This window comes from Streptomyces sp. SD15 (assembly GCF_054462255.1).
The window spans coordinates 17,606-39,254 of sequence record NZ_JBTLMO010000008.1; the positions used below are offsets into that span (position 1 = coordinate 17,606).

At 70.7% G+C, this 21,649-nt stretch carries 22 protein-coding genes; 3 read left to right on the forward strand and 19 right to left on the reverse strand.

What is annotated here, in order from left to right; genetic code table 11:
- Positions 1–120: 120 nt before the first annotated feature.
- The 17 genes from ACX28W_RS10265 to ACX28W_RS10345 form a co-directional block, all read right to left on the reverse strand.
- On the reverse strand, positions 121–1,254 hold the full coding sequence (locus tag ACX28W_RS10265; RefSeq protein WP_458998582.1) for a hypothetical protein: 1,134 nt from the start codon (positions 1,252–1,254) through the stop codon (positions 121–123).
- 4 nt (positions 1,255–1,258) lie between these two features.
- The gene (gene fxlM / locus ACX28W_RS10270) at positions 1,259–3,304 is read right to left on the reverse strand and encodes a methyltransferase, FxLD system (RefSeq protein WP_458998583.1); all 2,046 of its coding nucleotides are present in this window, start codon (positions 3,302–3,304) and stop codon (positions 1,259–1,261) included.
- A 38-nt stretch (positions 3,305–3,342) separates the two neighbouring features.
- Positions 3,343–4,413 carry a lanthionine synthetase LanC family protein gene (locus tag ACX28W_RS10275; protein ID WP_458998584.1) on the reverse strand — a complete coding sequence of 357 codons (1,071 nt, stop codon included), beginning with the start codon at positions 4,411–4,413 and terminating at the stop codon, positions 3,343–3,345.
- The gene (locus ACX28W_RS10280) at positions 4,410–6,449 is read right to left on the reverse strand and encodes a lantibiotic dehydratase family protein (protein WP_458998585.1); all 2,040 of its coding nucleotides are present in this window, start codon (positions 6,447–6,449) and stop codon (positions 4,410–4,412) included. Before ACX28W_RS10280 ends, ACX28W_RS10275 begins: the two co-directional genes overlap by 4 nt.
- 87 nt (positions 6,450–6,536) lie before the next feature.
- Positions 6,537–6,722 carry an FxLD family lanthipeptide gene (locus tag ACX28W_RS10285; protein WP_458998586.1) on the reverse strand — a complete coding sequence of 62 codons (186 nt, stop codon included), beginning with the start codon at positions 6,720–6,722 and terminating at the stop codon, positions 6,537–6,539.
- Positions 6,719–7,321 carry a hypothetical protein gene (locus ACX28W_RS10290; protein WP_458998587.1) on the reverse strand — a complete coding sequence of 201 codons (603 nt, stop codon included), beginning with the start codon at positions 7,319–7,321 and terminating at the stop codon, positions 6,719–6,721. Before ACX28W_RS10290 ends, ACX28W_RS10285 begins: the two co-directional genes overlap by 4 nt.
- A gap of 74 nt (positions 7,322–7,395) precedes the next feature.
- Positions 7,396–7,971 (reverse strand): DUF6624 domain-containing protein, encoded by a 576-nt coding sequence (locus tag ACX28W_RS10295; RefSeq protein ID WP_458998588.1) that lies wholly within the window; start codon positions 7,969–7,971, stop codon positions 7,396–7,398.
- Positions 7,968–8,540, reverse strand: coding sequence for a hypothetical protein (locus ACX28W_RS10300; RefSeq protein WP_382119193.1), 573 nt, complete (start codon positions 8,538–8,540; stop codon positions 7,968–7,970). The genes ACX28W_RS10295 and ACX28W_RS10300 overlap by 4 nt, the downstream gene beginning before the upstream one ends.
- 74 nt (positions 8,541–8,614) lie before the next feature.
- Complete coding sequence (locus tag ACX28W_RS10305; RefSeq protein ID WP_382213379.1) at positions 8,615–9,109, reverse strand: LuxR C-terminal-related transcriptional regulator; 495 nt, start codon at positions 9,107–9,109, stop codon at positions 8,615–8,617.
- A 128-nt stretch (positions 9,110–9,237) separates the two neighbouring features.
- Positions 9,238–10,491: an acyl-CoA dehydrogenase family protein gene (locus ACX28W_RS10310; protein ID WP_458998589.1), complete on the reverse strand. Its 1,254-nt coding sequence runs from the start codon at positions 10,489–10,491 to the stop codon at positions 9,238–9,240.
- 83 nt (positions 10,492–10,574) lie between these two features.
- On the reverse strand, positions 10,575–11,210 hold the full coding sequence (locus tag ACX28W_RS10315; protein WP_384925951.1) for a GAF domain-containing protein: 636 nt from the start codon (positions 11,208–11,210) through the stop codon (positions 10,575–10,577).
- A complete protein-coding gene (locus ACX28W_RS10320; RefSeq protein WP_458998590.1) occupies positions 11,210–11,878 on the reverse strand; it encodes a GTP-binding protein in 669 nt (222 codons plus the stop codon). The genes ACX28W_RS10315 and ACX28W_RS10320 overlap by 1 nt, the downstream gene beginning before the upstream one ends.
- On the reverse strand, positions 11,850–12,257 hold the full coding sequence (locus tag ACX28W_RS10325; RefSeq protein WP_458998591.1) for a DUF742 domain-containing protein: 408 nt from the start codon (positions 12,255–12,257) through the stop codon (positions 11,850–11,852). The genes ACX28W_RS10320 and ACX28W_RS10325 overlap by 29 nt, the downstream gene beginning before the upstream one ends.
- Positions 12,254–12,769 (reverse strand): roadblock/LC7 domain-containing protein, encoded by a 516-nt coding sequence (locus tag ACX28W_RS10330; protein WP_458998592.1) that lies wholly within the window; start codon positions 12,767–12,769, stop codon positions 12,254–12,256. Before ACX28W_RS10330 ends, ACX28W_RS10325 begins: the two co-directional genes overlap by 4 nt.
- A gap of 73 nt (positions 12,770–12,842) precedes the next feature.
- Positions 12,843–14,360, reverse strand: a complete 1,518-nt coding sequence (locus tag ACX28W_RS10335) for a sensor histidine kinase (RefSeq protein WP_458998593.1) — start codon at positions 14,358–14,360, stop codon at positions 12,843–12,845.
- A 26-nt stretch (positions 14,361–14,386) separates the two neighbouring features.
- Complete coding sequence (locus ACX28W_RS10340; RefSeq protein WP_458998594.1) at positions 14,387–16,285, reverse strand: glycoside hydrolase family 15 protein; 1,899 nt, start codon at positions 16,283–16,285, stop codon at positions 14,387–14,389.
- A 235-nt stretch (positions 16,286–16,520) separates the two neighbouring features.
- A complete protein-coding gene (locus ACX28W_RS10345) occupies positions 16,521–16,913 on the reverse strand; it encodes a DUF6415 family natural product biosynthesis protein (protein WP_434481890.1) in 393 nt (130 codons plus the stop codon).
- A gap of 291 nt (positions 16,914–17,204) precedes the next feature.
- Here ACX28W_RS10345 and ACX28W_RS10350 point away from each other — a divergent pair, with 291 nt between their 5' ends.
- Together ACX28W_RS10350 and ACX28W_RS10355 are read left to right on the forward strand one after the other, a co-directional pair.
- Positions 17,205–18,593 (forward strand): tetratricopeptide repeat protein, encoded by a 1,389-nt coding sequence (locus ACX28W_RS10350; RefSeq protein WP_327137745.1) that lies wholly within the window; start codon positions 17,205–17,207, stop codon positions 18,591–18,593.
- Positions 18,594–18,665: 72 nt separating this feature from the next.
- Entirely contained in the window at positions 18,666–19,166 is a 501-nt protein-coding gene (locus ACX28W_RS10355) for an SAM-dependent methyltransferase (RefSeq protein ID WP_355486384.1), read from the forward strand.
- A 62-nt stretch (positions 19,167–19,228) separates the two neighbouring features.
- Here the strand turns inward: ACX28W_RS10355 and ACX28W_RS10360 are convergent, their stop codons facing one another.
- Positions 19,229–19,615 (reverse strand): ATP-binding protein, encoded by a 387-nt coding sequence (locus ACX28W_RS10360; protein WP_382213385.1) that lies wholly within the window; start codon positions 19,613–19,615, stop codon positions 19,229–19,231.
- A gap of 251 nt (positions 19,616–19,866) precedes the next feature.
- On the opposite strand from ACX28W_RS10360, the gene ACX28W_RS10365 reads away from it, so the two are divergent.
- Positions 19,867–21,108, forward strand: coding sequence for a helix-turn-helix transcriptional regulator (locus ACX28W_RS10365; RefSeq protein WP_458998595.1), 1,242 nt, complete (start codon positions 19,867–19,869; stop codon positions 21,106–21,108).
- A gap of 61 nt (positions 21,109–21,169) precedes the next feature.
- Here the strand turns inward: ACX28W_RS10365 and cutA are convergent, their stop codons facing one another.
- A complete protein-coding gene (gene cutA / locus ACX28W_RS10370) occupies positions 21,170–21,496 on the reverse strand; it encodes a divalent-cation tolerance protein CutA (protein WP_329371257.1) in 327 nt (108 codons plus the stop codon).
- Positions 21,497–21,649: the final 153 nt, after the last annotated feature.

Genomic DNA, 21,649 nt, shown 5'->3' on the forward strand with positions numbered 1-21,649 from the left:
CGCTATTTCCGGTGCGAGGAGACCCTGCGGGCCCGGGATCCCTGGTCTGGTGGGGTGCGGCTCCGGGCCCGAAGTGGCCGAAACGCCGACGCCACCGTGCTGTGACGGCGATGCGGCAGGTCATCCCTGCCTGCTCCCCGCTTGGCTGAGGTCACGCTCGGCCTCCAGCAGCCTTTCCAGCTCTGTCTCGGCGAGGGTGACCGCGCCGGTCAGAGCCTCATGGTGGTGCGCGGGCAGGGAACCGGCTCCCAGCCCTGCCACTGCGATCACCGCGCCAAGGGCGTCTGCTGGGCCGGTGCTCAAGGCGGATGCGGCAACGGGATGGTGCAGCACGTCGCGAGCGGCGTAGGCGTCGAGTCGGGCGATGTCGACGAGGGCGTCGAGCACGGGGGCGGTGTGCCGCCCGGCGGGCTCGAGTTCGAGGGCTGATAGGCCCGCCCGGGTCTGGAAGGCGGCGATCGACGGTTCGGGGTGAGCAAGGAGCAGGGCGGCTTCGTGCAGGATGTGGTCGAGGTCGGCTTCAGCGACAGGTGTGTTTGCGGGGCGACAGTGGGCGTGCAGGAGGAGGGCGATGGCGCTCTCCCAGGGCTCCGTGGGCTGGGTGGCGTCGATCAGGTCGCGGGCCTGCTGGCCCAGCCCCTGTTCCATCAGGGCCATGATCTTGATCTGGCGACCGTCGAGGAGCCGGTTGCCGATGCCGCGGTGCTGGGCCATGGCCTCGGCCGCGTCGGTCCACCGGCCGATGCGGGCCAGAGCGCGGGCACCGTCCACGAGCAGCGTGACCCAGAGCTCCTGGCACACCCTGCGGTGCTCCTCATCCGTAGCGGTCAGGGCCGACAGGTCGACGGTGCGCCCGTCGATCTCGGTCTTCTCCCGCTGCCGGGCGGCACGGTTGAGGCGGGCCAGCAGGTCGTAGGCGGCCTCACCTTGGCCGTCGCGGGTCAGCAGCCGGGAGAGGTTGACCAGCGGCATCAGCGACATGACGGCGATCGGTCCGCTCAGACGTCTGGCGTCGGCGAAGACCTGGTGCTGGCGCCAGCACAGGTCAGTTGCCAGGTCGGGCATTCCGGCGTCGGAGGCGATCAGCGCGGCGTAGTTGAGGACCCCGCAGGCGCGGGCCACCAGGTCGTGGTGGCTCGTACCTGCGGGCGCGACGGTCAGCCCGGTGAGGTGGTTGATGCGCTCCTGAAGCGGGAGCGCGGGCGCCTTGGTGCGGCGGACCAGGGGGATGCGGCTGGCTATCGCGGGGATCATCGGCTCAGCCCTTACGCGCCCAGTCGACGACGAGTCGGCTGTAGGGCTTGTCGACGACGAAGCGGGTGTCGTCCACCGTCAGCCGGTCACGCGAATCGGCGAGGGCCATCCGGAAGCCCGGTTCGGGGGCGTCGTTGCCGCCGCTCGCGTCCCAGGCGCGGATCTCGCTCACGACGCGCTCGGCGAGGTCGGTGCCGCCCTCACCGTGGCCGATCACGCCGACCTCCCAGTACCGGCCCTTCTCGTCCTCGCCTTCGCGGATGGTCAGGTACGCGAGCGACCCGCCGTCGAGGGCGGCCATGGAGCCCCAGCCGAAGTGCGGGGTGAAGCCCGGGCGCTGGCCCGGCAGTCGGGACAGGCCGTTGGGCAGCACGCAGGCCAGGTACAGGTACAGCCACTCCCACGCCGATCCCTGCCGGAACTTCACCCCGGTGTAGATCTTGGTCTGCTGCTGGTCGAGGACGGAGCGCAGCGCGTCGCGGTCGACGTCCTGCTCGCTGAACGTCTCCAGGCGGACGTTGCCCTCGCCGGCCATCGGCACGAGGGTGTACACGTCGTCGCAGACGCCCTTGCGTAGTGGGATGAAGGTGGCCATCTCGCAGGAGACGGTCTTCCACGTGTCGCCGTCGCGTTCGAAGGCGAAGGAGCGGGAGATGCTGCCGCGGATGCGCATCGGCAGGACCAGGCGCCCGCCGGGGGCGAGCTGGTCGAGGATCTTCACGGGGACGTCGCCGGCGCCGACGGTGAAGATGATCCGGTCGTAGGGGGCGTGCTCGGGCAACCCGGCCGCGCCGTCGGCCATTACCGCGGTGGCGTTGTCGACGCCGGCCTCGGCGAGGTGCTTGCTCGCACCGGCGACGAGGTCCTGGTCGACGTCGAGGGTCCAGACCTGCCCGCCGGGAGAGACGATCTCGCCAAGGAGGGCGGCGTTGTAGCCGGTGGCGGCTCCGGCTTCCAGGACCTTGTGGCCGGGCTGGGCGCCGAGCTGTTCGAGCTGGGTGGCGACGATGGATGGCGCGGAGATGCAGGAGATCATCTCCCCGTGCTCGTCGTGCTTGATCGGGACCGCGTCCTCCTTGTAGGCGGCGTCCAGGTCGACGCCGGGCAGGAAGGCGTGCCGTTCGGTGGTGCGGAAGGCGTCGATGGCCGCCTTACTGCGCAGGTGGCCGCTGTCGACGAGTCGCTGGGCGAGTGCTTCGCGCAGCTCGTTGGGTTCGGTTACGGGTGTCACGGTGGTCTCCATTCGAGGGAGGCTAGGGTCCGCGGATGCGGACTTGCGGGTAGACACGTCAGCTCCTTCTCCGGTGGAGAAGGCGACGTGACGGCCGAGCCACGCGGTGGCGGCCTGCACGTCGGCAGGCACGCCCGCGCGGTTGAACGCGAAGATCGCGTGATGGGCGATGACGCCCCTCAGCCCGCGTATCAGTCGGCCGTCGGCGGCGAGCTGGCGCAGGCGACGGCCGGCGTCCTCGAACGCGGCGACGCGCTCGACCCAGCCCGCTTCCGCGTCTGGACGCAGGGCCGCGTCCGCGTTCATCAGTCGCCGCATCGCGGAGACGGCTCTCTCCAGCGCGGGCGCCTGGGGCGGGGTAACGGGGGGCCGCAGGGCGGCCCACCGGGCCCATACGTCTCCGGCTTCGAACGGGTCCAGTCCCGCCTCGCGGATCATGGCGGACAGCAGCATCACGCTGCGCTCACGGGCGCCGGGGTTGCCGGTCTCGGTGAGCGCGGCCGGGCTGTCGGCGCAGAACACGTCGTGCGCGACCTCCATGCCTTCGGGGCCGCCGAAGGCGTGCGTCTCCGGCTCGTAGATCCCGCCCGTCCAGCCGGTGACGACGCGGTCGGCGACGAGTTGGTCCAGCAGTTCGGTGGCGGGCTGTTCGGTGCGCAGGCGCACGCCGGCGTCCTTGCGCAGGAAGTGGAAGCGGCGCCCGGCCAGCGCGGTCGCCAGGGCCTGGGCGGCGTCCGCCTGCTGGTCGGGGAAGGCCACGGAAGCGTGCCACCAGGACGTGTCCGCGGGGATCGGCAGGTTCTCGTCGTCGAAAGTCATGAGGAGGGAACTCCTTGCGAGGCGGCGGGGAGGCGAGGTCAGGTGAGCAGGAGGACGCGGGTCCAGCCGGTGGTGTCGGTGGCGTTCAGGGCGAGTTGGGCTCCGGCGCGGCCTTCCATGAATCCGGGTTTGGGCAGGTGCTCCCAGTCGGCGGCCAGCCGTCGGTGCAGGTCCTGGATGATCGGGGTGAAGCGTGTGGGTGCGGGGCTGTCGGCGGCGAGCGCGCGGGTGAGGGTCAGCAGCCCGGCCCAGCCGTGGCAGAGGGTCGAGTCGGTGATGCGGGCGAGCCGCAGCGGGTCGGTCAGGATGGTCTCGACGGTGTCCTCGGCCGCTTGGCGCCGTGCGGGGTCGCCGAGGGCGAGCGCGGCGAGCTGCTGGGCGCGGGCGATGCTGGGCTGGCCGTAGCACCAGGACTGGCGGGCCGGTTCCGCCTCGGGTGGCTGGTCGGCGTCCAGGTGTGCTGCGGTGGACCAGTAGTGGGCGCCGTGCCGGTCGAGCCAGGTCGCGAACGTGCCGACGGCTTCCTCCTGGCCGGGGACGCTGACTCCGGCGCGCAGGGCGAGGGAGAGCGCGGCCAGGGGCCCCGCGATGCCGTGGGCCATGCCGTTGTTGCCGTGCCCGCCGGCCATCTCCTTCCCGTCCGGGCCGACCGCCGACCACCACCCGGGCAGCATCCGGCCTTCACCACGGGCGGGGTGGGCGAGCGCGACGAGGCAGGCGAGCACGTCGGGCAGCCGGGGCGCGATCGGGCGGCGGGACAGCAGCAGGGCGGCGAGTCCGGTCAGGCCGCGGATGAGGTCCCATTCGGCGAGGTGGGGCAGCGCGCCGGCCGCCTGACGGCGGTGGGCGGCGGCAAGCCGGGCGTCGACGACGCGGTCGACGGCCGCGCGGACGTCGTCGCCGGCCCCGTGGGCGCGGGCCAGGACGAGCTCCAGGGCGGGTGCGCCGTGGAAGAGGCTGGCGTTGCTGCCGGTGCTCACCCCTCGGACGGTGGCCTGGGCGAGGTGGCGGCGGGCGGTGGACAGGTCCCGGCGCTCGATGTCGAGCAGGGCCATCCCCAGGGCGCCCTCGGACAGGTCCTGCGTACGGGGCACGGTCGTCGTGGTCATGATCGCCTGGCCAGGGGGACGACGATGCTGTGGGCCCGGCCGCCGATCCACCCGTCGGCGTCCGGCGGGGGCGCGTCGTGCAGGGTGGCGATGCCGAAGGGGCTGGCGTCCAGGTGCGCGCGCAGGAGGTCCAGGTCGACGTCGCGGGTGAGGTCGAGGGGCAGCTGCTGGTCGTCCTCGGCGAGCAGGACCCGCTCCGGCACCGGGAACCGGGCACGCCAGGCGTGGAGTTGGTCCGCCCACTGCTGGAGTGGGGCGGTGCGGGCGGGCAGCGTGCGGCTGCGGATCTTCCACCGGGCGGTGGTGAGGATGGTGCGCCGGTAGGTGAGGGCCGGGGTGAAGGGCAGGGTCCAGGCGGCGCCCCAGTCGAACCAGGTCACCTGCGGGGACGCGGCCCGGCTGATCTCGCCGAGGAAGCGGGCCATCGGCGGGGTGTAGTTGTTCCACAGGAAGTTGATGGCGGTGGGGGCCAGCAGCTCCAGCGGCTTGCCCGTCGCGGACTCCACCAGCTGGGGGCGGCCGTCGGCGACGGTGACCGACAGGTCGCGGGGGAAGAGGACGTGCGGTTCGGGGCGGCGGAATTCGCCGACGCTGACGATCCGGGGCAGGGCCTGGGGCGCGCGGGTGAGCAGGTCGGCCGACACGCGTCCGGCGTGGAAGGAGAGCTGCGCGAGTTCCGCCTCCGGATCGACGGTGGGCAGGTTCGCGTACGCCTCCTCGGCGCCGGGGAACAGGTGCCAGAACCGACCGGTCATCGATCCGGCCGAGCGGGAGACAGTGAGCACGCGCAGCCGGAAGTCGCCCCGGTCCAGGGCCGGAACAGAGGTGGCGTGGACCTGTGCGGCCAGTTCGAGGTGAGGCGCCAGGCCGTGGGGCTTGTCGCCGGCCGCTGCTTCCAGTTCCTCGATCATCGCCCCGGTCACCGCGACGGTGCGGCTGCCTTCGGCGGCGGCGGTGCCGGCCAGCTCCAGCAGCAGGCGGTCACGCCGGGACATCGGCCGGGGCGGTTCGCTCGCCGTGACGAAGCCTGCAGGGAAGCCCACGCCCCGGTCAGGGTCCGTCACCGCTTCCACCGGCACCGCGGTGTTCTCGCCGTAGCGCTCGGAGAACTGCTCGATCCACCGCCGCCAGGTCGGTGTCCCGGTCGGGTGGGTGACCAGGCGGGCCAGGACGGTCGCGGCGGTCTCCACTTCGGTCAGCACCTGCTCGGGCAGCCGCACGTCGGAGTCCAGCCGCAGGTCGCACGCGGTCCGCAGGCCGGCTGCCTGAGCGCGCGCCGCGGGCGGTAAGACGTCGGTGGGGTCGGCGACGGTGGCGGGCGCGCGCAGCGAGGAGCGCAGCAGCCGCACCCGCAGCAGATCACCGAGCAGCCGGTCGCGCGCGGTGCCGCTCACGGCGGGGAACTCCGCGGCCAGCTTGTCGGACAACTGGCGGTACCCGATCGGCGATCGGGCCAGGTCGAGTACGCGACGCAGCGCGGGGCTGAGGGCGAGGCGGAACTCGGCGTCGCCCTCGGAGGGCACGTGGATGTGCTGGTCGCACTGACAGATCAGGGTGTTGACGCGGACCTCGGCGTCGGCCATGCGCGCAGCGTCGCTCTCCCAGGCGCTGAGCATCTCCTCGAGTCCGACCGGCTCGGGGCGGGCCACGGCCTGGTGCTCGTCGCCGATGCGGACGGACGTGACCTGGGCGAAGCCGAGCGGGGCGACGCCGGCGAACAGGCCGTAGGGCGTGGAGCGGCGGGCGTAGCGGATCGCGTAGCGGGCGGTGGCCAGCGCCGCCCGGCGCATCCGGCGCACCTTCGGTGTGCGGCCGTCGATGATGGCCTGCACCTGGTCCGCCAGGTGAGGGCTCGCCTGCGACACGGTCCGGCGGAAGCCGGTGTCGGACCACACCGTGCTCAGCCACGCGCGCCACTCTTCCACGGGCGCCGTGGTCGTCGGCCAGGGCGGCATGGCGGGCTCGGTCGTGTGTACCGCGGCGCGCAGCATGGCCTGCCCCGCGGCCTCGTACAGGCTGGGCCGGTGCCGTGTCATCAGGGCTCTCCTCATCTTCTGCGTGGCGGGCGGGGCGGGCCGGACGGGGAGAGCCCCGTCCGGCCCGCGTTGCCGGGGTGGTCCGGCTTACGAGGTGGTGCAGGCGCTGGGGCAGGAGCTGCCGCAGGTGTCGCCCGTGCTGCACATCAGGACCGTCTCGGTCGCCGGCGTGCCCTCGATGAAGGTGATGTCGAGCCCGAACGGGACGTCGTCGGTCGTCACGAGGTCCGCCTGCGCGGGGGCGGTCGGCCTCTCGGCCTGGATGGCGGTCATGCATGCCTCCTAGGAGTGGTGGATGGTGCGGGGTGCCGAGGCCCGGTCGGGCCCCGGGGCCTGCTGCCAGACGGCGATGGGCGGCGAAGTCGCCTGAGCGGTCGCACGTCCGGGGGTCGGTGTGTGGTGCCGTCAGGCTGCTGCGGGCTGCGCCTGCGGGTGGTTCTTCGCGGCCTGGTCCAGCACCCGGGTGAAGTGCTCGGCCCGCGCGTCGCCCTCGGCCTCCCGGGCGCGGAGGTCGCCGAAGCGGTGCCAGTAGCGCGGCAGACGTCGCTGCTCATGACCATCGAGGCGAAGAACGGCAGGTGCCCGTCGCGGACGAAGCCGAGGCGGTCGCGGAGGCTGAGCGTGCAGATCAGCTGGTTGGCCTTGAGTAGCTGCATGTACTCCTCGACGTCCATGTCCTCGGGCGCCCAGAGCTTGGCGAGGTCGGCGTTGGTGGACATCTGCGCCAGCCAGTCGAGCTGGTTGCGGGCGACGACCGCCTCGTTGCGCTCGGCCCGATGCCGCGCGTCCTGCCTGAGCCGGGCGGCTCCGACCACGGCGATGGTGAGAGAGACGGCAGCACCGGCAGCGAGGACGGCGGTGGTGAGCTTCATCTGTCAACGATCCTTTCGCAGAGTGGAGTTGCGGCTGTAAGGCCGACTGGTGGAGAACCCGGGGTTCCGCTTCTTCACGCGGCCCCCGCGAGGACGACGGTCGGGGCTTCATCGGCAGAGCCGTCAGGCGTGTACCGGCGGCGCACCGCCTTCAGAGCGACAGCGATCGGCGGCAGACCCACGGTGGCCCTGCGTGTGTCGACTGACTCCGGCGCGCGCAGCGGGCACAGTTCGATGCCGTCGGCGCGCAGCAGGAGCTGGGTGCCGTACTCCTGGTCGCGCCCGCTGGTGATGAGCGCGCGGTCGTGAAGGTGCGCCCAGTGCTGGACCAGCGCGTCGCCGGCCTGGACCGCACGTCCCAGCAGGGTGGTGGCGGCGCGCTGGAAGTCGGGTTCGTCGTCGCTGTGCAGGGCGATGCTCCACGCGGCACGGGCCGCGTCGGGGCCGACGAGGCGGTGCCCGGGCCAGTCGTGGTCGGCCAGGATGCGGCGCAGCACCTTGGTGTTGGCGTGGTCGGTGTGCCGGCCCTGTCCGAGTTGGACGGCGTCGAGCTGGTCGCGCACGCGCTTGGCCCGGTGCGCGGCCGATTCCGTGGCGCGGGCGATCAGCTCGCGGGCGAGGTCGGGCCGCTGCGGTTCGTCGGTTGTCACGCGTTGCTCCGATCATCCGGGGCCGGCTGAGGCGCGTGGACCTGGCAGCTGATCAGCGCGCGGAGCCCGGGGCGGTGCTCGGCGGGGAGTTCGAGGCGGGCGACTCGATCGCCGTCGCGTCCGGGGCCGGATCCGCACACGTCCCAGCCGGTGTCCGTGAGCCGACGCAGAAGGGCAGCGAGGGGTTCGGCTTCGAGGGCGTGGCGGGCCAGGGTCTCGGCCCGTACGACGTGGAGGTCGACTCGGGCGGCGAAGTCGGACGCCCACAGGGTGATCAGGCGGGTGATGTCGTCGGACTGGCCGGGCAGGGTGTGGACGCTTTGGAGGAAGAGGCACGGACCCTGGCCCCATCCGAGGTCGGGGTCGTGCTCGGGGATCATGCAGGCCAGCAGCCTCCCGTCCTCGAACAGCCCGGCGGGCATGGTCTGCGCCTCGCGAAACTGCGCGGGGATGTCGGCTCGGGCGGGTACGGGCAGGCCGTGCAGGGTGAGCCAGCGCTGGCGGTCCTGGACGAGGGCGGCGGCTTCCTCGCGCTCGGCCGCGGTGCTCAGCATGCGCATCTCGTAGATGGCGGCCGGCGGCGCCTGCGTGAACGGGACGGGGGCGGAGCGGTCCTCGCTGGCCGTGGGGGTCGTGGGGCGGGTCACTGGGTTGCCCCGCTTCGCGTCGCGTGGGCGGCTTGCTCGGCCGGCAGTAGCTGCCAGCTGTGCGCCAGGACCACCAGTTCGGTGGTGTCCTGTGCGCCCGTGTCGGCGAGGAGCTGGTCGAGCGCGGCGCGCAGGTCGGCCGGGGCGATCTTGGCGGCGACGGCGATGTCGCGGGTATCGCTGTGCTCAGCGACGGCTCGGAGCAGCAGCAGCTGCTTCGAGCTGAGCTCCGGCGTCGGCCTGTCGGTCGTGGGAGGGGCCACCCGCTGGGTGGTGAACAGTCGGTGCACGATCACCGGGGGCTTGCAGCGGGGCGGGCAGTGGAGGCTCTCGCGGATGTCGCGGAGGTACTGGCGGACGGTGACCGCCGACAGTCCTGTCTTCGTCGCGATCTCTTGGGGTGTGAGGCCGTTCGCGAGGTGTTGGGCGACGCGCTGCAGGGTCGGTGTCAGGGGGGTGATCGGTGCGCTGGTCGTCACGGGCGGGGTCACGATGTCTCTTTCTCGGCTGGGATGGACGGTCACCGGGATGGGTGCCGCCGGTCCCCGCGGGGGACGGGGGCCGGCGGCACGGGCCCGTGCGCGGCGGTCTGGATTCACGGGGTGCCGCGCACGGGGGCTCATGCGGCGGTCGGGTCGGGTCGTGCCCAGGCGGCTTCGGCGGCGAGGCGCTCGGACCACTGGATGTGGTCCTCGTCGAAGGCGGCGTCGGCCAGGCGTATGCGCTGGACCTCGCCGGTTCCGGCGGGCGGGTAGGTGTGCTGGATGTCGCGCCACAGGCGTTGGAGGACGTAGTCGCGGTCGAGGGCGTGGGCGCCGTGCAGTTCCATGGCGTCTTGGGCGGACTGCACGGCCCACTGGTGGCCGAGGTACTTGGCGTTGATCAGGTCGGCGTCGCAGGGCAGGCCCTGGTCGAGGAGGTGCACGGACTGGTAGGCGAGTATCCGGCCGGCGCGCAGGCGGGCCTCCATGCCGCCGATGCGGTCCCGCAGGACGGGCAGGTCGGACAGGGTGCCCCGGTAGCGGGGACGGGTCTTGAGACGAGTAGCGGTGGTGGCCACGATCGCTTCGTGGATGCCGAGGCTGACGGCGGCCAGATTGGGACGGCCGTACAGGATGCTGCTGCTCTGGGCCACGCTCAGCCCTCGGCCGATCTCTCCGACCACGTGGTCTTCGGGGACGCGGACGTGGTCGAGGTCGAGGCCGCCGGCGGAGAAGCCGTGCAGACCGAGGCCGGGGCGGTGGTCGGAGAGGGCGAGCCCGGGGCGGTCGGCTTCGACCATGAACGCGGTCAGTGCCTGGGAGGTGCTCACGCCTGCCTCGGCGGTTCGGGCTACGACGAGGTGGGCTCCCGCGAGGTGGCTGTTGCCAATATGGATCTTGCTGCCGGTGATCACCCACTCGCTGCCGGCGCGTTCGGCGGTGGTTTCGATGCCGCCGATGTGTCCGCCGGCCTGCGGTTCGGTCACGGCGATCGACAACAGCAGGGAACCGTCCGCGACTTGGGGCAGCCAGCGGCCCTTCTGTTCGTAGGTGGCGAAGTGCAGCAGGGCGCCGACGGGGATCAGGGTGGCCTGCAGGATGGCCGCGGCAGCTGCCGAGACGCAGGCGATGCGGTGGACCAGGATGGTCTTGGCCACGTGTCCGGCACTCAGCCCGCCGAAGGCGGACGGGACGGTGACGGCGAACCAGCCCCGTGCGGCCATCAGGTCGGCGACCTTGCGCTCTACCCTGCCCGGAGCGGCCTCCATACGCGCGGCGCGCGGCGCGACGTGCTCGGCCGCGAAGGCGTCGGCCTCGTCCCACAGCAGTTCGTGGCGGGCGGTGAGGTAGGGGCGCAGCGCCGGTGGCGGTGTGGTGGGTGTGGCGGACATGGTCTCCCTCTCCCTGGGTGAAGGTCGCGACGTGGAGCGGCCGGGGATCGCCTACGGCTCCCGGGTGGGGGGTGTGGAACGGCCTAGCGGACGGGGGCGCGGGCGATGTGGTCCATCACCTGGGTGCCGGCGTTGATGACGATGTCTCTGAGGCGTCGCGCCTCGCTCAGGGGGCGCTTCTCGGGGTCGATGACGCACACCGTGCCCAGCACGGTGCCGCTCTCGTGGATGAGCGGGGCGCCGAAGTAGGAGTGGATCCCGACCGCGTCGACCACGTGGTTGCCGCTGAAGCGCGGGCTGGCGTGCACGTCGTGCAGCGGGAGGGCCTTCTTGCGGGCCATGACCTCCGGGCACCAGCCGTGGTCGCGGCTCATGGTGCGGCCTACGATGACGTACCCGCTGTCCGCGGGCGGCTGGTGCAGTCCGACGAAGGTCTGCTCCTCCAGGAACAGATTGACGAACCCGTACAGGAACCCGGCCTGCGTGGCCATGTCGCGGGCCATCTCGTCGAAGTCGTCGCTGGCAGCGGTAGGCATGCCCAGGCGCTCGATCAGCTCGTACCGCCGCGCTAGTTCGGTCGTCCGCTGGGCCTGCGGGCCGGTGACGGCGGCGGCAGGGACGGACGGCCCAGGGGCGAGGTCCCGCATGTTGCGGCGCGGTAGTGCCTGCGTGGGCGGGGTCTGCGGTCCGAGGTAGGGGTTGGTGGGCTGGTATGTCATCAGGCGTCCTGGAGGGTGGTAGTGGGTGTGGGGCGGACGGGGCCCGCCGCTGCGTTTCTCACGGCGTGGCCGACGAGGGTCAGCAAGACGCCGGCGACGTGGTTCGGGTCGCGGGCGTCGCAGGTGACCACCGGTACAGAGGCGGGTAGTTCGAGGGCGGTACGGACCTGTTCGGGGTGGTAGCGGTGTGCTCCGTCGAACTGGTTCACGGCGACGACGAAGGGCAGGCCGATGTCTTCGAAGAAGCTGACGGAGGTGAAGCTGCTTTCCAGGCGGCGGGTATCGACCAGGACGACCGCGCCGACGGCTCCGCGGGAGAGGTCGTACCAGAGGTCGACGAACCGGTCCTGGCCGGGCGTGCCGAACAGGAACAGTTCCAGGGGTACGGGCGCGTCGGGCAGGCTGAGGCGACCGAAGTCGAAGGCGACCGTGGTGGTCTGCTTGGCCTCGACGCCTTCCAGGCTGTCCACGTGCGCGCTCGCTTCGGTCAGGTACTCCTCCGTGCTCAGCGGCGTGATCTCGCTGACGGCGCCGACGGCGGTGGTCTTGCCCGCGCCGAAGCCCCCGGCGATCACGATCTTCAGCACGGTAGGTGCACCGGCCTGCGGGCGCGCCGGAGTCCGCAGCACCACGGCCGGGTTATCCGGCCTGGGGGTAGGCGATGGCATCGGGCCACTTCCTTTTCAGGCCCGCTGAGAGGGCCGCCAGCAGTTGTGGGGAGGGACCTGCATCCGCGTCGGCTGCGGCATAGGGGGAGGTGACGGGGACGACCAGGGCGTCGGCGTCTAGGAGGTCCGAGACGAGGATCTTGACGGCAGTGACAGGGCGGCCGAGTCGGCCCGCCAGCTCGGTCACCGAACGTCGGCGCTCTCGGCACAGGGTGAGGATGTCGTCGCATTCCTCGGCCTGGCCCGGGCCGGGGCGCCCCGGCCCGGCGTCCAGCACGGTTTCCAGGCCGAGCAGGTGCCGCGGCTTGGTACGCCCGCGCGTCAGGGTGTAGGTCCGCACGAACGTCGAATCCTCGGCCGCGCGGCCGTGTGTGGTCACCGGACCTCAGCACCCGTGCCGAGGCGGACGGGGATCTGCATGTAGGGGGCGAACTTCTGCACGAGGCGCCCCGTCTCGTACCCGACGGTGCCCGCGTCGGCGTCCGTGGTGGCGATGACGGCGAGGACCGTGTCCACCACACCGCGTTCGTTGCCGGGGTGGTTTTCGAAGGCCGCGCTGCGACCGGCGCTCTGGACGAAGAACAGGCAGTCGTCTCGCTCGATGACGACCTGCCTGGCCGGCCGCTTCTTGTGGCTGGGGCCGGTGATGTTCGCCGCGAGTGAGGCCACTCCGCTGAGCGCGGCCGACAGTTCGTCCGCCCAGTCCTTGTCGACGTCGCTGTCCAGCAGCCGCAGTCCGTCGCGCGACAGCAGGACGGCGTGCGTGACGCCCGGGACATCGGAGGCGAACTGACGCAGCAGCCAGGCCATGTTGTCCCGCTGTCCGCTTGCCGTTGTCTCGGATGCGGGCGCGTCGCCGGTCACGTTGTTCATCGCGGGATGGGTGCTCATAGGGATCGCTCCAGAAGAGGGAAGGGCCAGCGGATATAACGGGCCGCCGGGAACGTGGAAGGAAGGGCGAGGCTCAGGGCCTGGGCTGCTCTGTCGAAGCGGTGGGAGGACCGGCGGCCCCGCCGGCCTGGATGCCGTTGCGGAAGGCGGCTGCAAGCCCTGGCGTCGCCGCGGTCACGGGGGCTTGCTCCCGCTCGCGTGGTGGATGGAACGAGCCGACCTGACGTCTACGCGTGGGAAGAGCGGGCGCATCAGCAGAGTGACCTTCCTCTGCGGCTCCCGGTGCCCCTGCGGTGCCGGGGCGTGTGACCTGGCCTGCCGTCGGGATGGCTGGAGTCGCGGCAACCTGCCGCGGCTGCGGCGCGGAGGGGCGGGCTTCCTTTGGCAGCGCGCTCGCATCGTCGACGGAGGGAATCGCTACGAGGAGCCGTGCCGGAATAACGACCAGGGCGGTGGTGCCTCCTGTCACGTTCTCCTGCAGGAGAACGGACAGCCCGTGGGACTGGGCGATCTTCGCGGCGACCAGCAAGCCGAGCTGGCCGGCTCGGACTTGGCCGCTGACATCGACCTCGCCGGGGGCTTTGAGTAGGTGGTTCATCTGTGCCCGCGTCTGCGGATGCATGGGGATGGCCCGGTCCTCGACCTCGACCGCCAGCCCGTTCGCCACCCGCTGCGCACGCACCATCACCTTCGTCGCCGGATCGGAGCACTCGCAGGCGTTCTCGATCAGCTCGGCCAGCAGATGCGTCAGGTCCGGACCCACATGTCCGGGAAGACCCAGCTCGGCGCCCACAGACCCGGCCGCGACGGCCACACGCGGATACTGCACGACCTCGGAGACCGCGCCGCGCAGCGCCGTCGCGACGGGAACAGGCCGGCGCACGCTGCGCAGGGACTGCCCACCCAGCACCGCCGTGCTCTCGACCTGGCGACGCATCCGCGTCACGAGGTGATCGATCTCGAAGATCTTGGCCAGCAGCTCCGGGTCGTCGGTCAGCATCTCCAGCTGGCTCAGTGCCTGAAGCGCCTTGCCGACCAGGGCGTGCTCGCGCATGGCCAGACGGCGCAGCACTTCCAGGAGGACGACGGACTGGGACTCGTCGTGCACACGTATCAGCGATGCGATCGCCTGCGCCTGGACTGAACTCAACGCTTTGTTGATCTCGGCGTTGGGACTGGCCGATGGTGGCGCCTGCAGGTCCGGCAGCGGCGGGCGTCCCCCGCGGCACAGCTCGTCCGCCGACCACTGCACCGACTTCTCGACGGCTGCCGCTGCCCCCGCGACCGCGGTCAGTGCCGCTACCTGGGCCTCCTCCGCGGCTGTCTGCACGGCCCCTGCGGCCGTTCGCGCTCCGCGAGCCGCCACCGTGGCGACCCCAGCCAGTCCGCAGACCAGACCGACCAGGAGCCAGCCGGGGCCTACCGCGGACACCGACCAGAGGGGGGAGGCGGCACCGAGCAGCGCGGCAAGGAGCACCAGGGGCAGTGCCACGGCGAGGCGGACACGGTGCAGCGTGAACGCGTCGATCGGAGGCCGCCGTCTGCGGTGGCCGGTAGCGGCCGGCCGTGCCGGGAAGGCGCTGTCAGGCATGGGAATCCTCGTCAGGGTGGGGGTGGCTAAGCGTGCTGCGGCGTCAGGTCTGCGCAGGTCTGGCGTGTGCTGCGTGAGGTCGAGCGGGGCGTCGGAACCGCGACCGCGCCGCGGTGGTGGGAGGACTGCGTCGCCAGGAGCCGAAGGAGCCGGGCGCTCTGGATCAGGCCCATGTGGCTGAACGCCTGCGGGAAGTTGCCGAGCTGGCGCTGCTGGACGGGGTCGTACTCCTCGGCCAGGAGCCCGAGGTCGTTGCGCAGCGCGAGGAGGCGTTCGAACAGGGCGTGGGCCTCGTCCAGTCGGCCGGTCAGAGCCAGGGCGTCGACGAGCCAGAAGGAGCAGAGGACGAATGTGCCCTCGTCTCCGGTCAGGCCGTCCACCCCGGCGTGGTCGCCGATGGTCGGGTACCGGCGCACGAGCCCGTCCGGCGTGGAGAGTTCACGACGTACCGCGTCCACGGTGCCGACGACGCGCGGATCGTCCGGCGGCAGGAAGCCGACGCGGGGGATCAGCAGCGTGGCGGCATCCAGCTCCTGCGAGCCGTAGGACTGGGTGAAGGTGTTGCGCACCGGGTCAAAGCCCTTGGTGCAGACCTCGTGGTGGATCTTCGCCCGCAGTTCGGCCAAGTAGTCCAGGTCCATGTGGAGGGAGCCGGCCTCCACCAAGCGGATGGTGCGGTCGATCGCCACCCAGGCCATCACCTTCGAGTGCACGAAGTGCCGGCGTGCCCCGCGAATCTCCCAGATCCCCTCATCGGGATCCTGCCAGCGCTGTGCCAGGTGCTCGACGAGTCGCTGGTGCAGCACGGCGGTGTCGGCGCAGTGGGCCACACCGCTCTCGTGCGCGAGGTACAGGGTCTCGATCACCTCGCCGTACACGTCGAGCTGCAGCTGGTCCGCTGCCCCATTGCCGACCCGCACCGGCGCTGATCCCTCGTACCCGGGCAGCCAGGGCAACACCCGCTCCCGCAGGTCACGCTCCCCGGTGATCCCGTACATGATCTGCAGGTTCTCCGGATCGCCGGCCACGGCTCGCAGGAGCCATCGCCGCCATGCCTGCGCCTCCTGCCGGTATCCGGTTCCCAGCAGCGCGGCCAGCGTCGTGGAGGCGTCCCGTAACCAGGTGAAGCGATAGTCCCAGTTCCGGTTTCCGCCGATCTCCTCGGGCAGCGACGTGGTCGGCGCCGCGACGATCCCACCGCTCGGCCCGTACGTCATCGCCTTCAGCGCGATCGATGAACGGACCACGGGTTCGCGATAGGGCCCCTCGTAGGTGCACTCCCGTGTCCAGTCCTGCCAGAAGGTGAGCGTCTCGCTGAGCGCGGCCTCCGGGTCGGGAACGTCGGGCGCCGTCGCGTGGGACGGGCACCAACTGAGGACGAACGCCACGCTCTGCCCGGCGGCGACGGAGAAGGCACTGACGATGACGCCGTCCTTCTCCACCTGCTGGACGCAGGTGTCGAGCCACAGAGCGTCCGCGCCGGCCTCCGCGACCATGCGCCCACCGACCTCGTGAATCCACGGGCTGACGCCGCCGTACCCCGGCCGCGGACGCATGGCCGAGACCATGGAGACCTCACCGGTCAGGCCCTCGACGATCCGGATCACCTGCGGTGCCCCGTCGCGCGGCGGCATGAAATCGGTGACCTTCGCACTGCCGGAGGACGTCGTCCACACCGTCTCCAGCACGAGGGACTCGCCAACGTAGCGCCGCTCGGCAGTCGCACCGGCGCCCCCCTCGTATGAGGTGGCCGGGGCTATGCGCCACGCTCCGTGCTTCTCCGTGCCGAGCAGCGCAGCGAAGGGGGCCGACGAGTCGAAGCGGGGCAGGCACAGCCAGTCGATCGAGCCGTCGTCGCAGACGTGGGCACTGGTCTGCATATCGCCGATCAGGCCGTACTGCTCGATACGCGGAAGGCGTTTCATCGTGTGGGTCTCCGTTAGGCCCCGCGGATCCGGGGGTGGCGTCAGGGCCGCCGAAACGGCCGGGAACTGTCGGTGAGAAGAGACTCCGGGGGTCACCGGAGTGAGGGAGGCTCGATCTGGGTTGGCGTGGAGTCCTTGTCTGCTGGAGCATCAGGACCGGTCGCGCGACCACTGCGGAGAACCAGCCACGGCATGGAGCCGAGAATCAGCACGATCACAACTGCCCCGGTGACGGTCATGTCCGGGGCACCGAAGCGGCCAGAATCAAGCAGGCGAAGGCAACCACGAAGACCGCGCCGCGCAGCACGTTGATCCGCGGCTGCCACCAACGCCGTCTCCGCGTCGGCTGCGCCGGTCCAACACCGTGCGACCGCACGGTCGCAACGAGTTCCTGGGTCGCTTCGGCGAGCCTGACCAAGTACACCCTGCTGGGCATGTAGCCCTCGGGGACGCTGTCCGAGCCGAGCTGCTGCGCGCGCCGCAAGGCCGGCTCTCCCGCCGATGCCAGGACCCCGAGCTGGCTCACGTGGCCGCGCAGACGCCGCACGAGGTCCTCCACACAGGCGGCACTCTCCGGCAGCGGCGAGTCCTCGTCCAGCACGAGCGCCACCGTCTCTGCTGCGGCCACCGCTTGATTCCGCCGCAAGCCCGACTCCACGGCGACGCGGTCCCGCCCGCCCCGGCCGACGCGCTGACAGGCTTCCCGGCGAGGGACCAGCGAGAGACGCATGACACAACTCCTGTTTGAATCAAGCCAAGTTGAGGGAAAGACGCCGTGCAGCGCCGACGGTTGACGTGCAAAGTGAGTGATCTGGCCGCTACGTTGAGCGAACCGTGAATCCCCGCCGAGGGGTATGCCTGCGCGGCCACCAAGACCGTCAAAGGCGTCAAAGATCATTTCGGAACCGAGGGGCAGCCCATGGCCCGCGCGCGAAACGTCGCCCTCGCCGCACTCCTGCGCGAAGCAAGCTGGTCCCAGCCCCAAGCAGCCGCCGCAGTTGCCCGAGTAGCCGCGGAGAGCGGCGCGCGCGAGCTGGAGGCCATCTCCCGCTCCCACATCGCCATGTGGGTCCAGGGCACGCGGCCGAGTGGAAGAGCGCCCCATATCCTGCGCGAGACGCTGTCCCGCAGACTCGGCCGCCGCCTCACCCTGGCCGACCTCGGGCTGGAGGAAGAGCCGACAGGCACGACCGACAGCGGTTCCGACTGGAGCGTCGACCCTCTGACCGTGCTGGCCGAGCTGGGAAGCGACGACCTCGATATGCACCGACGCAAGCTGCTGGCGACCGCCGCGTACTCGGCCGCCGGCCTCGCCTTGCCCACCGCCTCGTGGTGGACAGTTGCCCCTGCCGCAGCGGCGAAGCGCCCAGCGGTCTCCCCCCGGCTGGTGGCCCAGGCCGACATCGACGACGTCCGCGACCTGACGACCTTCTACTCCGCGCGCGACCAGCAGCGCGGCGGAGCCTCTGGGCGCTCGGCCCTGGCCGGTCACCTTCGCGACGAAGCAGTGCCCCTGCTCGGCAGTAGATTCCGCACGGAACAGCTCCGCCGCGACACGTACTCGGCCGTGGCAGAGATGACCTACCTCGCAGGCTGGATGGCCTTCGACGCCTCCGAGCACCGCACCGCCCAGCGCTACCTCACCCTTGCCGCCCGCATCGCGGCCGAAGCCGGCGACGGACCGCTCGGCGGCCACATCCTGCGCGCCCTCGCACACCAGGCAGTGGACCTCGGGCACCCTCGCAGAGCGCTCGCCCTGGCCGACGCCTCCATGTCCCGCGACCGCTATGGCCAGGCCAGCCACCGCGAGAAAGCCCTGCTTGCGATCGTCCACGCTCGAGCCCTCGCCGCAGATGGAGACCGCGCCGGAACTCTCGCGGCCATTAACCGCGCAGAGCGGGATCTCGCCCGCGCCGACAACAACGATGCGCCGGGTCGCGTGGGCTTCTTCCAGGAAGCCTCCCTCGCCCACGAGACCGCCTGCGCCCTGCGCGACATGGGCAAGCCACTCGACGCGGAGATCCACTTCCAGCGCAGCGTCGCCACCCGACGTCGGCAGCAATACGCCCGCACCCACAGCGTGACCCTCGGCTACCTCGGCGCCGTCCAGGTCCAGCAGGGACGCCTCGACGAGGCATGCGCCACCTGGAACCAAGCTCTCGACGCCATGGCCGGCGTCCAGTCCGGCCGCGCCCGCGACGTCATCGTCCGGATGCAGAGCGACCTCTCGCCCGTCCGGCAACGCGGCAGTCGCCACGTCGCCGAACTGGACCGGCGCGCGCGAGACATGCTGCGCGCCATAGGCTGACCGACGAGCAGATCCGCGGCGCCGACCGGAGGCCGCCGCACGCGCTACGCCCAGGGAGAGGAACGAGCGCCGATGGTGACGTACGAGGTCGAATCGATCGCAACGGTCGTCGGGGGCCACACCCGCGTTCAGGATGACTACCAAGGCGGGGTCGAATCGATCATCAGGCTCGACGACGCGTACCCGCTCGAAACGCTGCAAGGAATTGAGGAGTTCTCCCACCTGGCCGTGACCTGGCGCTTCCACCTGGCGGGACCCGAAGACGTCCAGCTCCATGCACGCAGTCCTCGGGGAAACCCGAACTGGCCGGCGACAGGTACGTTTGTCCACCGCAACCACCGGCGGCCCAACCAACTGGCGGTCAGCTACCCGCGGTTGCTCAAGGTCGAAGGCCGGGATCTCTTGGTCACCGATCTCGACGCCGTCAACGGGACGCCCGTTATCGACCTGGCGCCGTACTTCGAACAGATGGGGCCTCGGGGCCCGATTCGTCAGCCCGCATGGCCTGGCGAGATGCTTGAACCGAACTACTGGGCGAAGGCAAGCGAACGGCCCTCGGAGCGCCTCCTGTAGTGGGAGTGACTGAGCTGTGCTGCTCGTCATTTGCATGGTCGAGGACCAGCTGGAGGTCTGACTCAAGCGGCAGCCCTCACATGCCGGAACTCACACCACGTCTCCTCGCCGCAGCTTCCCCACGCGTCTGAGATCGCATCGAGAAGCCGGATCCCGCGACCGGATTCACTGTCGGGTCCGGCCTCCTTGAGTACAGCTGGGGCCAGGTTGTGGTCGGTTACCGAGACGCGTACCACGTCGACGTACACCGCGATCCGGAGCACGATTTCGCCCTCACCGTGAACCACAGCGTTGGTGATCAGCTCTGAGACGGCCAGCACGGCGAACCCCGCCACCGGCTTCGAAACATGGCACCACCGTAGGAACGCCCTGGTTGTCTGGCGCATCTCCCCAACTTGCGCGAGATCAGGAAGGAAGGCCGCCTGACAGGCATGGGGTGCCGCCGGTATGGCTGAACATGCCGATGTGCTGCGTCGGCCTTCCTGAACCGACCTCACGCGTGATGCGCCTGCTGCGGCCGCAAAGCTACGGATGGCCCCGTCGGGCGGGGGCGCTTGGAGCCTGGTCATGAGGGCTATCGCACCGCGTGGCCACGCCGTCGACCAGGGGAATCCAGAGGGGGAAAAATCTGTCAAGGGGGGAAACCGGAGGGGGAATTGAGGCCATGATTGGATTCCGCCCACCAACAGAGGTCACACTCATGCCAGATCCGTTCGCCGACATGCTCCTCCGGCTTCGGCAGGATTCGGGTCGGACGCAGGAGGAGCAGGCAGAGGCGATCAACGCTGTCTCCGGCCGGGACACCCTGACTCGCCGAGAGATCAGCCGCTATGAGAACTTCGAGAACATCCCTACCAATCACACAATCGGTCACATTGCGGCAGCCTGCGGTGTCCCCTTCGAGGAACTACAGCGAGAGGCTAAGGCTGCCCGCATTCGGAAGAGAGAGGGGCATGCCAATGCAGGGGAGGACCAGGACGCCGTGAAGCGTCGCACGCTGCTGGGCGGGGCGGCTATCAGCGTGAGCGCGGCTGCCGAGCCCTGGGGGCGACTCGCCTTCGCTCTCAGCAAGGGCTCTAAGATCGATTCGTCCTCCGCTGTCGCGCTCATCGACCGGGCCGCTGAACTGCACGTCCAGGAACTCAACCTCAGCGCCCGGCGACTACAAAGCACAGTCGAGGCGCACCTTGACGCGATCACCGCGGCTCTGCCTCGTGCCGGCGAGCACGAACGGGCTCTCGCCATCGCCGCTGGAGAAACCGCAGCCTTGGCCGGTTGGGTGGCCTGGGACCTGGGCGAGCACGACAGAGCCGACGCCTACTACAGGGTCACTTCGCAGTGCGCGGCGACCGCCGGGCACCCTCCACTCCGGGCTCTGGCTCTGACCTATGCCAGCTACGGCGCTTCGTCGCCGAAGGCGAAGTTGGAGTTCCTTTCCCAAGCGGCCAACGATGTGCGAGGCCACGGCAACGCTACGGCGGCCGCCTGGGTCCTCGGCAGGCACGCGGAGGAAGCCGCGGCGGTCGGCGACGAGACGGGGGCGCTCCGGGCGTTGGAGCGAGCGCGCTTCGCCTACGACTTTGCGGATCACACCAGCGAGCAGGCGTGGGTCCGGTTCGTGACCCCGTACCGCATGGACTCGTTGGCCCTCTCCGTATACGGACAGTTGGGGCGTCCTGAACTCACCGTTACAGCCGACACCGCGGTCGGCCGCCTCGGAGACGAACTGTCGGATGGGGGTGTCGTGGTTCTCGGTGATCTCGCTTCGGCCCTGCTGCGTGGAGGTGACGTTGACCAAGGCGTCTACGTGTCACGCCAGTTCGCCGCAGCGGCTCAGGCCAAGCCCAACACGATGGGCAAGGAGCGCGCCGCGACTATCGCAGCGTCGCTCCCCGACAGCGAGCAGGAACTTGGCCTTCACCTGCGGCAGTTCGCTTCCTGACCCCCCGCGCGGCACACGGGCAAGCTCAGGATGCGAACGCCGTCGTATGACCTGTCGGCCGTCAGTCGCGTGCCGTCTCCTCGACAACCCAGGACAGGTACGCCTCCGACCCACCACTCACGGGCAGCGTGATCCACTGGGGAACGTCGTACGGGTGCTGCTCGTGCAGCCACGCCTCCAGTGCCGGGAGACGGTCCGTCGTAGTCATGTACGAGATCCGCCACTCCTGCGCCGTCTCGACCTTCCCCTTCCACCAATAGAAGGCGGTGATCGGCGCATCAACGTGAACGCCCGCTGCCAGCTTGCTCTCGACCGCGCCCCGGGCCAGCGCCTTCGCCTGATCCTCGTCGTCGCTGGTCGTCTGCGCAATCACAATATCGTTGGCCATACAACTACCTCTCCAGCTCGGATACCGCGACTCTACCCAGCCGTCAAGGGCACACGTCACGCTGCTGAAACAGCTCCGTCCCTTGCCCGTGCCGGACTTTCCGCTCGACAGACCCGAACGTTCATACGGGTCGCCGAGTGATCGAGGCGGCGA

Excerpts from the sequence above, each read along its gene's own strand:
- ACX28W_RS10280 (WP_458998585.1), bottom strand. The coding sequence starts at position 6,449 with ATGACACGGCACCGGCCCAGCCTGTACGAGGCCGCGGGGCAGGCCATG.
- ACX28W_RS10290 (WP_458998587.1), bottom strand. The coding sequence starts at position 7,321 with ATGAAGCTCACCACCGCCGTCCTCGCTGCCGGTGCTGCCGTCTCTCTC.
- ACX28W_RS10355 (WP_355486384.1), top strand. The coding sequence starts at position 18,666 with ATGGTGACGTACGAGGTCGAATCGATCGCAACGGTCGTCGGGGGCCAC.
- ACX28W_RS10365 (WP_458998595.1), top strand. The coding sequence starts at position 19,867 with ATGCCAGATCCGTTCGCCGACATGCTCCTCCGGCTTCGGCAGGATTCG.
- ACX28W_RS10330 (WP_458998592.1), bottom strand. The coding sequence starts at position 12,769 with ATGAGCACCCATCCCGCGATGAACAACGTGACCGGCGACGCGCCCGCA.
- ACX28W_RS10285 (WP_458998586.1), bottom strand. The coding sequence starts at position 6,722 with ATGACCGCCATCCAGGCCGAGAGGCCGACCGCCCCCGCGCAGGCGGAC.
- ACX28W_RS10265 (WP_458998582.1), bottom strand. The coding sequence starts at position 1,254 with ATGATCCCCGCGATAGCCAGCCGCATCCCCCTGGTCCGCCGCACCAAG.
- ACX28W_RS10350 (WP_327137745.1), top strand. The coding sequence starts at position 17,205 with ATGGCCCGCGCGCGAAACGTCGCCCTCGCCGCACTCCTGCGCGAAGCA.
- ACX28W_RS10335 (WP_458998593.1), bottom strand. The coding sequence starts at position 14,360 with ATGCCTGACAGCGCCTTCCCGGCACGGCCGGCCGCTACCGGCCACCGC.
- ACX28W_RS10320 (WP_458998590.1), bottom strand. The coding sequence starts at position 11,878 with ATGCCATCGCCTACCCCCAGGCCGGATAACCCGGCCGTGGTGCTGCGG.
- fxlM (WP_458998583.1), bottom strand. The coding sequence starts at position 3,304 with ATGACTTTCGACGACGAGAACCTGCCGATCCCCGCGGACACGTCCTGG.
- ACX28W_RS10275 (WP_458998584.1), bottom strand. The coding sequence starts at position 4,413 with ATGACCACGACGACCGTGCCCCGTACGCAGGACCTGTCCGAGGGCGCC.
- cutA (WP_329371257.1), bottom strand. The coding sequence starts at position 21,496 with ATGGCCAACGATATTGTGATTGCGCAGACGACCAGCGACGACGAGGAT.
- ACX28W_RS10340 (WP_458998594.1), bottom strand. The coding sequence starts at position 16,285 with ATGAAACGCCTTCCGCGTATCGAGCAGTACGGCCTGATCGGCGATATG.
- ACX28W_RS10310 (WP_458998589.1), bottom strand. The coding sequence starts at position 10,491 with ATGTCCGCCACACCCACCACACCGCCACCGGCGCTGCGCCCCTACCTC.
- ACX28W_RS10315 (WP_384925951.1), bottom strand. The coding sequence starts at position 11,210 with ATGACATACCAGCCCACCAACCCCTACCTCGGACCGCAGACCCCGCCC.